The following is a 13,759-nucleotide window of genomic DNA, read 5'->3' as shown; positions in this document are numbered from 1 at the left end:
TGTCGTGCAAAAGCCATTACAACTTCCTCTGGATCTCGTTCTGGACGCCGCACACAATCGCGATGACCTCGTGGTGGGGCCATCGAACGAACAGGCTGTCGCTCTGATTGACCGCTGGCCCGACTGGCCAGCGCCCGTCGTCGTGCTTGCCGGGCCGCCCGGATCAGGCAAGACGCACCTTGCCGCCATTTGGCGCGAGGTCTCGGGAGCGCAGGCCATCAGCCCCGACCGGATCGGCGAGGAGGGCGTCGAGGCTGCCGAGCGGGGACCGGTGCTGGTCGACGACCTCGACAGCGCCCCGCTCGATGAGGTCGGGATGTTCCACCTGATCAATGCTGTCCGACAGAACGGGACCAGTCTGCTGATCGTCTCGCGCCGCTTTCCACAGGCCTGGGGCGTCAGGCTGCCGGACCTTGCCTCCCGCCTGAAGGCGGTGACGACCGTGGAGATCCACGAGCCGGACGACATGCTGATGATGGCGGTGGTGACGAAGCTTTTTGCAGACCGGCAGGTAGAGGTCGAACGGCATGTCGTTCAGTTCCTCGTCCGCCGCATCGAGCGATCGCTGTCGGCCGCGATGGAAGCAGTGGCCCGCCTCGACCGTGTCGCGCTTGAGCGCAAGTGCCGCGTCAGCCGTGCGCTGGCTGCCGAAATCGTCGCGCAGTGGGACGGCGGCCAGACCAATCTCGACGTCTAGGTTCAGGCGCTTGTCCGCAGGCGCTCTGAAGCTGGCTTGCGCGCTTCCTCTTCCGGCTCTGATGGCTTCTCATGCTCTGCTAGTGGCAGGGTGGCGCGGAAACATGCGCCGACGGTCGTTTTCGGCACCAGTTCGAGCGTGCCACGCATGCGCGCAATGATCTGCTGGCTGATCGGCAGGCCGAGGCCGGCACCCGCGTAGGACGTCGCCTCGCCATTTCGGCCGCGGTAGAACTTATCGAAGATGCGGCCGCGCTCCTCCTCCGGAATGCCGGATCCGTTGTCAGCCACTTCGATGATGTATTGTTCGCCGTCGATCCTGGAGCGGATCACCACCTCCGGATTCTCCGCGTCGTTGTACTTGATCGCATTGGAAATCAGGTTGATCAGCACCTGGCTGAGGCGGTCGGCGTCTGCCGAGACGATGGCCACACTGGCGCGGGGGCCACTCACCATCCGTGTCCGGTTCTGGCGGGCGAGGGCGTCGCACACGCGCATCGCCTGATCGAGTGTCTCTTCGGCATTGATCGGCCGGCTTTCCCACACCCGCTCGCCGCGTTCCAGCGCCGACAGGTCGAGGATTTCGTCGAGCAGCGAGGTGAGGCGCAGGCTCTCCTTGTGGATCGTGGAAATGAACTTCCGGCTGGCGGCCTGGTCAAGTTCGTCTTCCGAGAGCAGGATTTCCGAGAAGGCGCGGATCGCCGTCATCGGCGTGCGCACCTCATGGCTCACCTGACTCAAGAACTCGTCCTTCTGCTGGTCGACCAGCCGCAGTTGCCGGTTCGCGACTTCGAGCTTTTCAGCGGTGGCACGTAGCTGCGCAGAGGCGCGTTCCAGCGCCTGCGAATGCTCGATCGCCTGCTGCGTCTCGTCGGCCATCTGCATCACTTCTTCCAGCGAGATGACACCACCGGAAACCACCTTGGACAGCATCACGTGCGCGGAGGCCGCGCCAATCGAGCCTGCGAGCTCGCGTTCGAGGCGGTGGATGAAGTTCGGGCTCGGTTCGATGCTGGTCCAGGCCGTCCCCGTCTGTCGCGCTTCCTCCCGGAAAAGGTCAAAAGCGCGCTGGTGACCAAGCACGCGCCGCGCGACGAGGAATAGGTCGTCCGCGGTGGCCGAGCCGCGGAGCGGGTTCGGCTCGCCGGAGCCATGACGGGCGACATTGAGGAAGATCGCTGCCTGCACGTGCTCCAGCGCCGACTGGCTGGTGATGAGCGAGCCGACGATCAGCACCGTCGTGTTGAGGAACAGGCTCCAGAACACCGCGTGTGCGAGGGGATCGAGCCGGTCGAGGCCGAACAACGCTTGCGGGCGCAGCCAGGTGAGGCCGGCGGGGCCGTTCTGCATGATCTCGGCGACCATCGGCGACGAGGAGGCGAAGGACGGCAGGAAGCTCGACCAGAACCACACAATGAAGCCGATCGTCACGCCCGCCACTGCCGCCTTGGTCGACGCGTCGCGCCAGAACAGCGCGGCGAGGATGGCCGGCAGGAACTGCGCGACGCCGGCGAACGAGATCAGGCCGATCGGCGCCAGCGCATCGGACGTGCGGGTAAGCGAGAAATAACTGAAGCCGAGGAACAGGATCAGCAGGATCGACAACCGCCGCGCGTTGAGGATCAGGCGGCGCACGCCGAGCCCGTCGCCGGGGCTGTCGTCGGCGCTGAAGCGCAACATCACCGGCACGACGATATGGTTGGACACCATGATCGACAGGGCGATGGATTCAAGGATGATCATCGACGTCGCCGACGAGAAGCCGCCGATGAAGGCAAACAGCGCCAGCCCTTCCTGCCCGGCTGCCAGCGGCAGCGTCAGCGTAAACATGTCGGGGTTGGAGCCCTCGGGCATCGTTGTCAGGCCATAGAGGGCGATCGGCACGATGAACAGGCTCATCGCCAGCATGTAGGCTGGGAACGCCCAGCTGGCGGTGCGCAGGTGGCTTTCGTCAGAATTCTCGACGACCGTGACCTGGAACTGGCGCGGCAGACAGATGATTGCGGAAGCCGCCAGCAGCATGGTGGCTATCCAGCGGTCACCGAACGTTTCGGTGGCGTGGATGTTGAGCCCCTGTTCGGCGGCGCGGGTGAAGATGTTTTCCAGCCCGCCGCCCGCATAGAGGACAAAGACGCCGACGGCGATGAGCGCGGTGAGCTTGACGACCGCCTCTAGCGCAATCGCCGCGACGACCCCGTGGTGCTGCTCCTTGGCGTCGACATTGCGCGTGCCGAACAGGATCGTGAACAGCGCCATGCCGGCGGCCACACCAAAGGCGAGGCCAACTTCGTCCCAGCCTTCGATGCTGCCGTGGCCGTATTCGGACGACCCCGCGATGGCCTGGATCGACGAAGTAACCGCCTTGAGCTGCAGGGCGATGTAGGGGGCGATGGCGATGACAGCGAGGATCGTCACCAGCACGCCGAGCGGGCTCGATTTGCCGAAGCGCGACGAAAGAAGGTCGGCGATCGAGGTGATGCGCTGGTCATGGCTGATGCGCACCAGCCGGCGCAGGATGAACCACCAGCCGATGAAGACCAGCGTGGGGCCCAGATAGATTGTCGTGAACTCAAGGCCGGTGCGCGCGGCGGTACCGACCGCGCCGTAAAACGTCCAGCTGGTGCAGTAGACGGAGATCGACAGCGTGTAGACGAAGGGCGAGCGCAGGAACCCGCCCTGGCGGTTGCGCGTGTGCCGGTCGCCGAGGAACGCCACCAGGAACAGGAGGCCGACATAGGCGACCGCAGTGGCGATGACGAAATCGGCGGTGAGCGTCATGGCTCGCGGTCCTGGGTGTGCCGCAGCAGCTGGTCGTCATCCGGCAGGACGCGGCTGAACCAGCGCGCGCCGATCACCAGGATCGCCCAAAGGACAAAGACATAGACCGTCTCCACCGGCACGCCGCCGATCCGCGCGTCAAAGCGGAACAGCAGCACCAGCGGTGGCAGCAGCGCGATGACGCCGAAAAGCGTGAAGAACAGCGCAGCGGCGATGAGCTTCCGGCGTGTCATCGATTCGCGTCCCTGGCGTTATGGGCCTGCCAGTGCCGTCGGCACATCGAGCAGGGTGCGGACCGCGTCCACGACGTCGGCATTGGAATAGGGCTTGGTGACGAACATGTCCGCCCCCAGTTCCTCTGCGATTCGTCGGTCCTGCTGCTGCCCCTTTGCCGTCAGGACAAGTACTGGCAGGTTTTGCGTTTGCGGATTTGCCCGGATCTGCTTCAGCACGTCGAAGCCAGACCGTTTGGGCAGCATGACATCGAGCACCAGCACGCGCGGTTGAGTCACAAGGACAGCCTCCATGACGGCTTCTCCGTCCGTCACGGAATGAACCGACCAGCCTGCTCTCTGCAGGACGAAACTCAGCGCCTCTAGGATGCTCGGCTCGTCTTCTGCAATGAGAATGTCCGTAGCCAAACCGTTTCCTCCACCCCCTTCCTCCCAAGGGGACCCCGCTGTCACTAAAGCGCAATCATCGCAGTTCGCCAAGTGGCAACAGCCAATATAGGCCCAGGAAACATTTTACCTATGGTGATGGGCGGCAAATACTTTCTTTAGTCTTGCTAGGTTCTCCCAGACGGTAGCAAGGAACTGCCGCGTGGGTGCTTGCCGGCAGCGCCTCAGGCCGCTGCAACAGCCGCCTTGAGCCGCTGGACAAACTGTTCCGCGCGCACCGTCATGAACCGAACTTGGGTATCTTTCGTCGAAAGCTCCAGCCGCTCGGATAACGTACCCGGCGTGAACGAAATGCCGGCGATGTCGCCAAGCGGAATCGACCAGCCCGGGGCGCCCTGAGCAGACTTAACCAGCCGTGCCTGTTCGAAGCGCAGCTTGTCGCTGTCGAGATGCAGCGTCCCATTTCGCCACACGCCTTTCTGGCGCTTCAGCATCAGCGCCGTTGCCGGCAACAGGATCCAGCGCCATATCGGGATCATGTAGCCTTCAGGCAGAGGCTGCAGCCAAGATACGGGGATGGAGTTCGCAGGCGTTATGTTGGTCAAGGCGCAATTCCGTAACAGTCGGCCCCTGCGATGCCACTGAAAGTGCGGGAAGACAAGCGCTCTGACTAGGCGCCTGTCCCCATCGGATCGATCGGCGCGGTCAGCGTCGCCAGCGTGCCGGGTTGATTGTCGCTGTAGTTGAGCGTGCCGGCGAGCTGGCTGACCAGAACATCCAGCATACGCGAGCCAAAACCGGTGCGCGTCGTGCCGCGACCGGCACCGTGGTCGCCGACGCTGACGATCACCCTGCTGCCGCTCTCCTTCATCGCCACGTGCAACGGTCCTGCCGCGCCGCCGTAGGCGTATTTTTGCGCGTTGATGAAAAGCTCGGTGACGATGAGGCCGAGGCTGATCGCCCGGTCATTCGGCAAAAGCACCGGGTCGAAGTCGCGCGTTATCTGCTGTTTCCATTCTTCGCCTGAGGCGGCCAGCAGATCCTCCAGAAGTTCATCGAGATAGCGCGCGCCCTCGACCGTGCGGATCGAATTGGCGCCATAGAGGCGGCGATGGACGAGGGAGACGGCCGATATACGCCGTCGGGCCTCCTCGAGTGCAGCCCGGGTCGACGGCTCCTCCGTCTCGCGCGACTGCAGCGACAGAAAGCTTGCAACCAGCGCCAGGCTGTTCTGGACGCGATGGTTGACCTCACCGAGCAGGAATTCACGTTGCTTCAGCAAAGTGTCCTTCTGCTCAAGGAGAGCGACGAGCTCCTTGTTGAGATCGCGGATCTGCCGCGTCTGCCAGACGCTGCGGATCGCGACAGACAGCCGCTCGGCCGCCTCGATTTCCGGCAGGCTCCAGCGCCGCGCCTTGCCGCGGATCGTCTCGCTCCATGCTTCGAAGCTTGCGCGCGGCCGCAGATTGCCGTCGCTGTCGAGGTTTGCAGCCTTGTGCGGATTGCCGGCCCAGTTGATCTCCTCAAGGATTTCGGCACGAAACCACATGACGATCCATGGCTCGGACGACAGCTTCATTGCCAGCAACCCGGCGGAGAGCGGAACGGCTTCGGGCGAAAGGAGCGATCGCGCCTCAAGTTCGTGGGTCGCGAATATCGGATCTCCATCCTTGCGCACCACCCAGTCAGCCAGGATCCGCACGTCTTCTTCGCCGGGGCAGGCCCCCTCCCGAACGACAGCCCCGCCGCGGATGACGGCAACACCATCAGCGTCGAGCATCTTCTGTACTTCGCGCAGATGTTTCGACAGCGCGACGTCGATCGCGCCCTCGCGGCTGAGGATTTCGACGATGCGGTCCTCGAAGGTACGAAGGCGAACACGCTCGCGATAAGTGTCGGTGTTGTTCCGCGCCTTGATTTGCCGCGCCAGGCTGACCGCCAGCGCGCGGCAGCCCGATCGTACATCGAGCGGAATCTGCAGCGGCGAAAAATTGTGGCAGGCGATCAGCCCCCACAGCGCGCCGTCTATGACGATCGAGAACGATGCGGAGGCGGCCACGCCCATGTTCCTGAGATATTGCAGGTGGATGGGCGAGACGCTGCGGAGCACGCAGTCGCTCATGTCGAGCGGATTTTCAAGCGGACGGGCGGGGCGCAGCGGCGCCGGCACGTAGTCCACCTGCGGAATGACGCGGACGAGGTTCTGCACGTAGAGGGCGCGCGCCTGTACTGGGATGTCGCTCGCCGGGAAATGGTGGTTGAGGAACGAGTCAGCTCCAGGGCCGGAGGCCTCCGCGATGACGCGTCCGGCGGCATCATCGAGGAAGCGGTACACCATCACCCGGTCATAGCCGGTCAGGCGCCGGAACTCCTGCGCAGCAGCGCGCGCGAGCGCGGTCAGGTCGCGAGCGCTGTCAAACGCCTGAACGGCGGCCTCCAGCCGGGGAAGAAGCGTCGAAAGCTCTTGCGTAGGGCCGGCCGGCTCCAGTTCGATAAGTAACTCGCCTTCTTGCCGGGCGACGCTGACATCGAACGCATCGGCCGCGTGCGGTGGCCTGATGCTGCGCGGCAAAAGCTCGCCCGGGTTCATGATAGACGCTGCGACATCTGCCCCGAGAAGATCGGCAAGTTGCGCGTCTGCCCATTCCGTAATGCCGAGCTTGCCTTCTACGTCCCCTGCGACGTGCGCGATCCGGCCCGAAGCCGCATTGCATACCAGCATGACGCCATGCGGCTGGATCGAGCCCGGGATGTGGATCGGCTCGCGGTCGCAGCTTGTGAGGTCAGGCGACTGGAAGTTCATGCGCATCTCCGCACAGCGTGTTTTCCGCATGGGTGAAGCCGCGAACGCCGCCGCGGCAGATGCTCTCAAGTTCTGCTGGGCCGGTCTGGCCCTCATGCTCGATGACCGTGAGCACCGCGCGCCACATGCGCGCCGAGTCATTGCCATACGGGTCGAGGAAGGACAGCGACCGATCGATGATCCCCTTTCGCGCTAGCGCCTTCAGGATCAGCCGCCCCCCAAGTGTCGATCCCTCGATGACATAGAGCAGCCCAAGCGCCTCGTGGGTATTGGCCGGCTTCGGGAAGGGACTTTCTGCTTCCTGCCCTATAAATCCTTCAGGCCAGCGCAGCGCCGCGCGCCGCTCCATTTCCAGGCCCGCGATGCTCGACAGCCACGGCATGAGGGTCTGAAAGGCTCCACTGTAGAGCCTCTGATAGCGGGCGACGATCTGCGGCCGTCGGTCCGGATCACCAAGCGCCATTACCGCGTCAAACCGATCTTCAAGGCGCCGATGAAGTTCTCCGGTCGCGAGCCTGAGATGGCTCAGGGCCGGCCGGTCCGTCAGTCGGGGCAATTCCATTCGCAGCCTCCCTCTCGGGGGCCACAATGCCGCAAAAGTCGCGGCGCGGATACCCCGTGGGGACAATCTTCCTACGACGCCCTGTCGCAAGGTGCGGGAACAAAAACATCTTCCGCTTGCTCGGTCTCAAAAAGGAAAGAGTCATGACTTCATCCGAAAGAGAAACGGCAGCGAACATTCGCGGCGACATCCAGCGCGGCAGGAGCGGCGACAAGAAGCCGGGTTTCGACCCGGCAGCAGCCCCGATGGAAACCGACGGTGAGGCGGGTGGCACACCCCTCGATGAAGAGAGTGTGCGGCTCGATCGCGCTGCCCAATACAATCCAGACCGGTCGGATCACCACGGCACCGATGCCACTGCGATGCGCATGTTTGAACCGGAAAGAGCCGCTCGGGAGAAGCGCCAGCGGCAGACATGGATCCTGGCGGCTGCAATCGCGTTTGCGCTGGTGGTGCTGGCCGTGATCATCGTTGCGGCGTGAAGCGCGCCAGCCATAACAAGATCCTGCTGCCGGAGTAATAGATGGTCTCTGACGCTTCCCTTGAACGCGACGCGCATGGGCGCGATGCCCACAGCCCCGGAGCGATACCGGTCAGAGGCTGGTGGTCGGTCATCAAACGGGTAGTAAGTGAGGTCTCTCAGGACCGGATCATGCTGACCGCGGCGGGTGTGACCTTCTACCTGCTTCTCGCGCTCTTTCCCGCGCTCGCGGCCTTCGTCTCGATCTACGGCTTTGTCGCTGACCCGCTGACCGTCGCAGAGCATCTCGACGTTTTGGACGGCGTTCTTCCAGCGGACGGCGCCGACCTCATCGAAACGCAGTTGCAGTCACTGGCGCGGCAGGATGCGGGCGCACTCAGCTTCGGTTTCATCTTCGGTCTGCTCGTCGCGCTGTGGAGCGCCAACAGCGGCATGAAGGCAATCTTCGACGCGATGAACGTGGTCTACGAGGAGGATGAGAAGCGCGGCTTCATCAAGTACAACCTGATGTCGCTGGCGTTCACGCTCGGTGGATTGGTTGCGGCGATCTTCTTCATCATCCTGATCGGCGTCGTGCCGGCGGTGCTTGCTTTTCTTCATCTCCAAGGCATCACCGAACTTCTGATCCGAATCCTGCGCTGGCCGCTGATGCTGGTGGCGGTGGCGCTCGTCTTCTCGCTCATCTACCGCTGGGCGCCGAGCCGCAGGAAGGCCAAATGGCGGTGGGTGAGTTGGGGCTCGGCACTTGCAGCCATCTTCTGGCTCGTCGTGTCGATCGGCTTCTCTTGGTACCTGGAGAACTTCGCCAACTATAACGCGACCTATGGCTCGCTGGGCGCCGTGATCGGTTTCATGATCTGGACGTGGATCTCCGTCATCATCTTGCTCGTCGGCGCGGAGCTTAATGCCGAGCTGGAACATCAGACCGCTATCGACACGACGCACGGTCCCGATCGGCCGATGGGCGAACGCGGAGCCGCCGTAGCGGATAMCGTCGCGCCGATAGAATAGGCCGAACTCCCGATTGTTTGAGATCGGAGGGGGGGCAGAAGCATACATTACTGGAGTGGACGAGCAGGCTAAGCGTCCCGGTTGCGGTAGACGGCGTTGCCAAGCCCGGTCCCGATCGTAATGACGGCCCAGCAGTTATTTTCTTGCATCTGGTCGGCTTCGCTCAGTCCCTGCACGACCGCATCGTTGTGCATGACGATTTCGAACTCGACGCCCAGATGCGCGGCGAGTGCTTCCGGCAGGCGGAAGTCATCGGCTTCCCAGTCGCCCGGCAGGTTCTGTGCGCCGTCGCGGATGCCTCCGTCATCGAGAATACAGCCGGGGCAGGCGAGGGTGAGGTAGGGGGCAAGCTTCTTGCCAGCTTTCGCCTTCAGCTCGCCCAGCATCTGCGCAAGACGCTCGACCGCCGCGTCGCAGCTCGGCTCCTCGTCCTCTTCCGCATACTTCCACTGGTCGAGCGCAATAACCGCGGCTTCGGACAGATCGTGCGGGGCCTTCGGTGAAAACTCGATCAGGCCGGCGCGAATGCTCGAGCCGCCGATATCGACGGCGAGCATCTGCGAGAAGCCATGCAGCTTTTCTTCCTCGATGAGGCGCAGTCCCCCGAGCAATGCGGCCTCGTCCGGGTCCTGTGTGATCGGCACGAGATCGACGGTGATCCCCTCGAACCGCAGGATGGCGGTGGTGCGGCCAATGGCAATCTCGCCAATGCGGCTATCGCGCAAGCCGCCGCCGACCGCGATGCGTCCGACCTTGGCCCAGTGCTCGTCAGCCAGGCGGTAGGCACGCACGACGCGCGCCAGACGCTGCGCAAACTCTTCCACCGCCGAAAACACCACGCCAGCCGCGAACACGTCACCTGCGTCCCATGCGGCGTCGATATCGTTGAGGGTCAGGTCCTCCGTCGCCCTGTTGTCGAACGGGTCGGTTCCCGCCTCGCAAAGCGGTTCACGCAGTTCGTCGAGGATCGAGAAGAAGGCGCGGTTGCTCGCGCGGTCGCCGATGAAACCGCTTCGGTCCTTCAGCGTCAGACTGTAGCCCAGAACTTCGAGGTGGGGGAGGATGGCGCGCCCGTGGGTCATCATGTCCTGCGTTTGGTGCAATCCGCACAGCAACATTCGGAGGGCGGGGGTGGTTCCGCAGGATGCGGAAAGAAGTTGATGCGGATGAACCGCACGTTCAAGGGGAACAACGGCGCGACAGGCCGGTTCGCCGAATATGACCCAGATGAAGCAGATGAGAATCAGCCTGCGACGGCTGCGTAAGGTCCTTGTGCGCCCAAGTGCCCCGGAGGCTACCGCATGGATCTGACCCTCGCGATTGGCTACCTCGCCTCTCTTTGCTCGATGACGAGCTTCGTTCCTCAGGCCTGGAAGGTGATCAAGACGCGCGACACGCACGCGATCTCCCGGCGCATGTATTCGGTGACGGTGGCAGGTTTTGCGCTGTGGACCGTCTTCGGCATCCTGCGCGTTGAATGGCCGATCATCCTCACCAACACGGTGTGCTTCTTCCTGTCAGCCTTCATCCTGACGATGACGCTGCTGCCGGCGCGACAGCGGGACAAAGTTGCCGATGTGCTGGATCCTGAGGCGTGATCCGAGAGGGAAGGTCAACGTTTCAGCAGAATGAGGCTCGCTTTCTGCGGGCTACTTCCCGAGAATCCTGCTGCCGCCCGTCACTAGGCGGGTAGCCTATGCAAGCTTCATCTGAGGGGGAAGAAGACCTGTTCGCCGGGCGGCGCGCTAAGACCTTGAGAAGGTGGCGATCCCGGCAGGATTCGAACCTGCGACCATCGGCTTAGAAGGCCGGTGCTCTATCCAGCTGAGCTACGGGACCCTCGCAAGCCGCCTGGACCTTAGTGGGTCCAGGGCATCTTGCGATCGTGGCGGAAGTTTTCCGCGTATGCCATCTGCCGGCGGCGGGGTTCCTTCGGTTCCTGGACGCGGAAGGCAATGCCGTTGCGCTGAGCGTAGGCGATCGCTTCTTCCTTCGTCGCGAAAGTCAGCCGGATCTGGCTCTTCATGTCACCCGAAGTGGTGTAGCCCATGAGAGGATCGATCTTGCGCGGCTGCTCCGGCTCAAACTCGAGAACCCAGTGACCCGTCTTAGCCTTGCCGGACTGCATTGCTGTCTTGGCTGGGCTGTAGATACGAGCGGACATGGAAACCTCGTGAAAATCGATGGTCGGAGTGGCAGGATTCGAACCTGCGACCCCCTGATCCCAAATCAGGTGCGCTACCAGGCTGCGCTACACTCCGGGCCGCTGTGAGCCGTGGCTTCCTTAGGTTCTTGGCGTCGGGGAAGCAAGGGCTTTTTTTCACATCAGCCAGTCTGATCGAGCTTTTATCCCGCCCCGAGCTTGAGGCCAAGATAGCGATCGAGCGTCGCGCGGTCCTGGAGCAGTTCCGCGGAGGGCGCTGCGTGCGCAATGCTGCCGCGCTCGATGATGATCGCGTCCTTCGTCAGTCCCAGCGCAACCTCGGCGTGCTGCTCGACCAGCATCAGTCCCATGCCCTCGGCTTCCGACATCTTGCGAATCGCAGCCGTCAGCTCCTCGACGATGATGGGGGCGAGGCCCTCGAGCGGCTCATCGAGCAGCAGCACGCCCGGATTGGTCATCAGCGTGCGGGCGATCGTCAGCATCTGCTGCTCGCCGCCCGACAGCTGGTTGCCCATGTTTGTGCGCCGTTCCTTCAGCCGAGGGAAGAGGCCATAGACCGCGTTGAGGTCCCAGCGGCCCGGACGCGCTGCCACCGTTAGGTTCTCCTCGACGGTCAGCGACGGGAAGATGTCGCGCTCCTGCGGCACCCAGCCGACGCCTAGCCGAGCCCGCTTGTACGAGGCAACACGCGAGATGTCCTGTCCCTTGTAGGAGACGGAACCGCGCGCGACGCGCACGAAGCCCATTGCCGTCAGGAACAGGGTGGTCTTGCCGACGCCGTTGCGGCCAAGCACGGTCATGCTGCCGCCCTCGGCAAGCGAGAAGGAGACGTTGTCGAGGACGACGGCCTCGCCGTATCCGGCGCGCACGTCACGAAATTCAAGAAGTGCCTCAGCCATGATGTGCCTGCCCGAGATAAACCTCACGTACGCGCTCGTCCGAACGCACGGCGTCCGGTGTGTCCTCGACGAGCAGGCCACCGGCGACGAGCACCACGATGCGCGAGGCGAAGCGGAAGACGATGTCCATGTCATGCTCGATGAACAGGATCGACATGTCTTCGGGGAGTGAGGAGATGACGGAGAAGAGCATCTGGCTCTCGTCCTTCGGAACGCCCGCTGCCGGCTCGTCGAGCAGCAGCACCTTCGGGCGCGTCGCAAGCGCGAGCGCGATCTCCAGCAGGCGCTGGCGACCGTAGGCGAGGGTGCGGGTCGTACGGGTGGCAACGTCGCCGAGCTTCAGCTTTTCGAGGATGTCGTAGGCCTCGTCGATTGCTTCCTGCTGCGCTGACAGCCCGCGCCAGAACTGGCCCGTCACCTTCTGGCGCTCGCATACGGCGAGCGTTACTGCCTCAAGCGGCGTGAGGTCCGGGAACAGCGTGTTGATCTGGAACGTGCGGGTCAGGCCCTTACGCACGCGCGCCGCGACCGGAGCATCGGTGATGTCGTTGCCATCCAGGATGATGCGGCCCGAATCCGGCTTGAGCTGGCCGGTGATCAGGTTGATCAGCGTGGTCTTGCCGGCGCCGTTCGGCCCGATCAGGGCGTGGCGGCAGCCGTGCGGAAGTTTCAGCGAGACGCTGCGGGTGACCTGAAGCGCGCCGAAATTCTTCGTCAGCGCCTCAGTCTGCAGGACTATCGGTTTGGTTTCAGCCATTAGTCGCGCCTTCCGGCCAGACGGCTGACGAAGCCGAGGATGCCCTTGGGCATGAACAGAACGACTACCATCAGCAGAAGGCCAATCCAGAAGTACCAGTATTGGGGGTTCACGCCGGCGAGCTGGTCGCGGGCGATGAGGAAGATGATCGCGCCAACGATCGCGCCGTACAGGCGGCCCGTGCCGCCGAGGATCAGCATGACGACCACGTCGGCCGAGCGGTTGAAGCTCAGCACCTCGAGCGTCACCGTGCTGGTGGTCTGCGCGAGCAGCGCACCGGCCATGCCCGCCATCGCGGCTGAGATCGCGTAAATCTTCTGCTGGTGCGACTGGTAGGCCGAGCCGATCGCCGGCATGCGCTTGATGTTCTCGCGCACGCCACGCAGCGCGAGGCCGAACGACGAGTTGACGATGCGGCGGCTCAGCAGGAAGCAGATGAACAGCACCGCAAGCGTATAGCCGTAGCCGGTGTAACCCCACAGGTCGAAGCGGAAATAGTTGAAGATCGGCCAGGTGCGCGGAATGCGCAGGCCGTCCGTGCCGCCGGTAAGCCAGGTCAGCGCGTTCGCGAGTTCCTGTGTCAGCAGGCCAAGGCCGAGCGTGATCATCAGCAGCGCAAGGTGCTGGACGCGCACGATGATGAAGCTGGCGATGAAGCCGATGATGCCGGCGAACAGGCCGGACAGCAGCAGCCCCGAAATCGGCTCGCCCCAGCCGGCCTTGCCAAGCAGCGCCGCACAATAGGCGCCAAGGCCGAAGAACATCGCATGGCCGAGCGTGATGATGCCTGCATAGCCGAGGATCAGGTCCACCGACAGAGCGAACAGCGCTGCAATCGCGATCTGCGAGGCGAGAGGCAGGTAGGTCGGGAACAGGAAGAACGGCAGCAGCAGCGCCAGCCAGAAGATGATCTCGAACGGAGACCAGCGGCTCTGGCTGCGGAGCCAGCCGCGTGCAGTTGCCTGGGTAAAGGTCGTGTCAGTCATGT

Annotated in this window: 15 protein-coding genes and 2 tRNA genes; 4 read left to right on the top strand and 13 right to left on the bottom strand. The window is 63.5% G+C overall.

The features are described from left to right. Positions 1-4: 4 nt before the first annotated feature. Entirely contained in the window at positions 5-697 is a 693-nt protein-coding gene (hdaA, locus tag L610_RS00350; RefSeq protein WP_024848508.1) for a DnaA regulatory inactivator HdaA, read from the top strand. 2 nt (positions 698-699) lie between these two features. Here hdaA and L610_RS00345 read toward each other — a convergent pair whose 3' ends face one another. From L610_RS00345 to L610_RS00320, 6 genes are all read right to left on the bottom strand, one after another. After that, positions 700-3,474, bottom strand: a complete 2,775-nt coding sequence (locus tag L610_RS00345) for a sensor histidine kinase (RefSeq protein ID WP_024848507.1) — start codon at positions 3,472-3,474, stop codon at positions 700-702. Next, positions 3,471-3,707, bottom strand: coding sequence for a hypothetical protein (locus L610_RS00340; protein WP_024848506.1), 237 nt, complete (start codon positions 3,705-3,707; stop codon positions 3,471-3,473). The genes L610_RS00345 and L610_RS00340 overlap by 4 nt, the downstream gene beginning before the upstream one ends. 18 nt (positions 3,708-3,725) lie before the next feature. Then, positions 3,726-4,115 carry a response regulator transcription factor gene (locus L610_RS00335; RefSeq protein ID WP_024848505.1) on the bottom strand — a complete coding sequence of 130 codons (390 nt, stop codon included), beginning with the start codon at positions 4,113-4,115 and terminating at the stop codon, positions 3,726-3,728. 203 nt (positions 4,116-4,318) lie between these two features. Further along, on the bottom strand, positions 4,319-4,699 hold the full coding sequence (locus L610_RS00330) for a hypothetical protein (protein WP_186441264.1): 381 nt from the start codon (positions 4,697-4,699) through the stop codon (positions 4,319-4,321). Positions 4,700-4,764: 65 nt separating this feature from the next. Next, complete coding sequence (locus L610_RS00325) at positions 4,765-6,897, bottom strand: histidine kinase dimerization/phosphoacceptor domain -containing protein (protein ID WP_034330212.1); 2,133 nt, start codon at positions 6,895-6,897, stop codon at positions 4,765-4,767. Next, positions 6,878-7,459, bottom strand: coding sequence for a biliverdin-producing heme oxygenase (locus L610_RS00320; RefSeq protein ID WP_144701564.1), 582 nt, complete (start codon positions 7,457-7,459; stop codon positions 6,878-6,880). The genes L610_RS00325 and L610_RS00320 overlap by 20 nt, the downstream gene beginning before the upstream one ends. Before the next feature lie 143 nt (positions 7,460-7,602). Here L610_RS00320 and L610_RS00315 point away from each other — a divergent pair, with 143 nt between their 5' ends. Both L610_RS00315 and L610_RS00310 read left to right on the top strand, forming a co-directional pair. Beyond that, the gene (locus L610_RS00315; RefSeq protein WP_144701561.1) at positions 7,603-7,941 is read left to right on the top strand and encodes a hypothetical protein; all 339 of its coding nucleotides are present in this window, start codon (positions 7,603-7,605) and stop codon (positions 7,939-7,941) included. Between the two features lie 41 nt (positions 7,942-7,982). Further along, positions 7,983-8,951, top strand: a complete 969-nt coding sequence (locus L610_RS00310; protein ID WP_144701558.1) for a YihY/virulence factor BrkB family protein — start codon at positions 7,983-7,985, stop codon at positions 8,949-8,951. A 68-nt stretch (positions 8,952-9,019) separates the two neighbouring features. On the opposite strand, the gene L610_RS00305 is transcribed toward L610_RS00310, so the two are convergent. After that, positions 9,020-10,033, bottom strand: a complete 1,014-nt coding sequence (locus tag L610_RS00305; RefSeq protein ID WP_186441262.1) for an ROK family protein — start codon at positions 10,031-10,033, stop codon at positions 9,020-9,022. Positions 10,034-10,252: 219 nt separating this feature from the next. Here L610_RS00305 and L610_RS00300 point away from each other — a divergent pair, with 219 nt between their 5' ends. Beyond that, a complete protein-coding gene (locus tag L610_RS00300; RefSeq protein WP_024848499.1) occupies positions 10,253-10,549 on the top strand; it encodes a SemiSWEET family sugar transporter in 297 nt (98 codons plus the stop codon). Between the two features lie 164 nt (positions 10,550-10,713). Here L610_RS00300 and L610_RS00295 read toward each other — a convergent pair. From L610_RS00295 to L610_RS00270, 6 genes are all read right to left on the bottom strand, one after another. Then, a tRNA-Arg gene (locus L610_RS00295) sits at positions 10,714-10,790 on the bottom strand. A gap of 19 nt (positions 10,791-10,809) precedes the next feature. Then, complete coding sequence (locus L610_RS00290; RefSeq protein ID WP_024847905.1) at positions 10,810-11,115, bottom strand: ETC complex I subunit; 306 nt, start codon at positions 11,113-11,115, stop codon at positions 10,810-10,812. A 20-nt stretch (positions 11,116-11,135) separates the two neighbouring features. Beyond that, a tRNA-Pro gene (locus L610_RS00285) sits at positions 11,136-11,212 on the bottom strand. Positions 11,213-11,297: 85 nt separating this feature from the next. Continuing rightward, positions 11,298-12,014: an ABC transporter ATP-binding protein gene (locus tag L610_RS00280; protein ID WP_024847904.1), complete on the bottom strand. Its 717-nt coding sequence runs from the start codon at positions 12,012-12,014 to the stop codon at positions 11,298-11,300. Continuing rightward, positions 12,007-12,771, bottom strand: a complete 765-nt coding sequence (locus tag L610_RS00275) for an ABC transporter ATP-binding protein (RefSeq protein WP_034329746.1) — start codon at positions 12,769-12,771, stop codon at positions 12,007-12,009. The genes L610_RS00280 and L610_RS00275 overlap by 8 nt, the downstream gene beginning before the upstream one ends. Further along, positions 12,771-13,757, bottom strand: a complete 987-nt coding sequence (locus L610_RS00270; RefSeq protein WP_051473156.1) for a branched-chain amino acid ABC transporter permease — start codon at positions 13,755-13,757, stop codon at positions 12,771-12,773. The genes L610_RS00275 and L610_RS00270 overlap by 1 nt, the downstream gene beginning before the upstream one ends. Positions 13,758-13,759: the final 2 nt, after the last annotated feature.

The organism is Aminobacter sp. J44, from assembly GCF_007829415.1.
Lineage (GTDB): Bacteria > Pseudomonadota > Alphaproteobacteria > Rhizobiales > Rhizobiaceae > Aerobium.
This window is presented reverse-complemented; position numbering and strand designations above follow the sequence as displayed.

Coding starts and splice junctions, on each gene's coding strand:
- L610_RS00345 (WP_024848507.1), bottom strand. CDS start 3,474: ATGACGCTCACCGCCGATTTCGTCATCGCCACTGCGGTCGCCTATGTC.
- L610_RS00340 (WP_024848506.1), bottom strand. CDS start 3,707: ATGACACGCCGGAAGCTCATCGCCGCTGCGCTGTTCTTCACGCTTTTC.
- L610_RS00325 (WP_034330212.1), bottom strand. CDS start 6,897: ATGAACTTCCAGTCGCCTGACCTCACAAGCTGCGACCGCGAGCCGATC.
- L610_RS00320 (WP_144701564.1), bottom strand. CDS start 7,459: ATGGAATTGCCCCGACTGACGGACCGGCCGGCCCTGAGCCATCTCAGG.
- L610_RS00315 (WP_144701561.1), top strand. CDS start 7,603: ATGACTTCATCCGAAAGAGAAACGGCAGCGAACATTCGCGGCGACATC.
- L610_RS00305 (WP_186441262.1), bottom strand. CDS start 10,033: ATGACCCACGGGCGCGCCATCCTCCCCCACCTCGAAGTTCTGGGCTAC.
- L610_RS00300 (WP_024848499.1), top strand. CDS start 10,253: ATGGATCTGACCCTCGCGATTGGCTACCTCGCCTCTCTTTGCTCGATG.
- L610_RS00290 (WP_024847905.1), bottom strand. CDS start 11,115: ATGTCCGCTCGTATCTACAGCCCAGCCAAGACAGCAATGCAGTCCGGC.
- L610_RS00280 (WP_024847904.1), bottom strand. CDS start 12,014: ATGGCTGAGGCACTTCTTGAATTTCGTGACGTGCGCGCCGGATACGGC.
- L610_RS00275 (WP_034329746.1), bottom strand. CDS start 12,771: ATGGCTGAAACCAAACCGATAGTCCTGCAGACTGAGGCGCTGACGAAG.
- L610_RS00270 (WP_051473156.1), bottom strand. CDS start 13,757: ATGACTGACACGACCTTTACCCAGGCAACTGCACGCGGCTGGCTCCGC.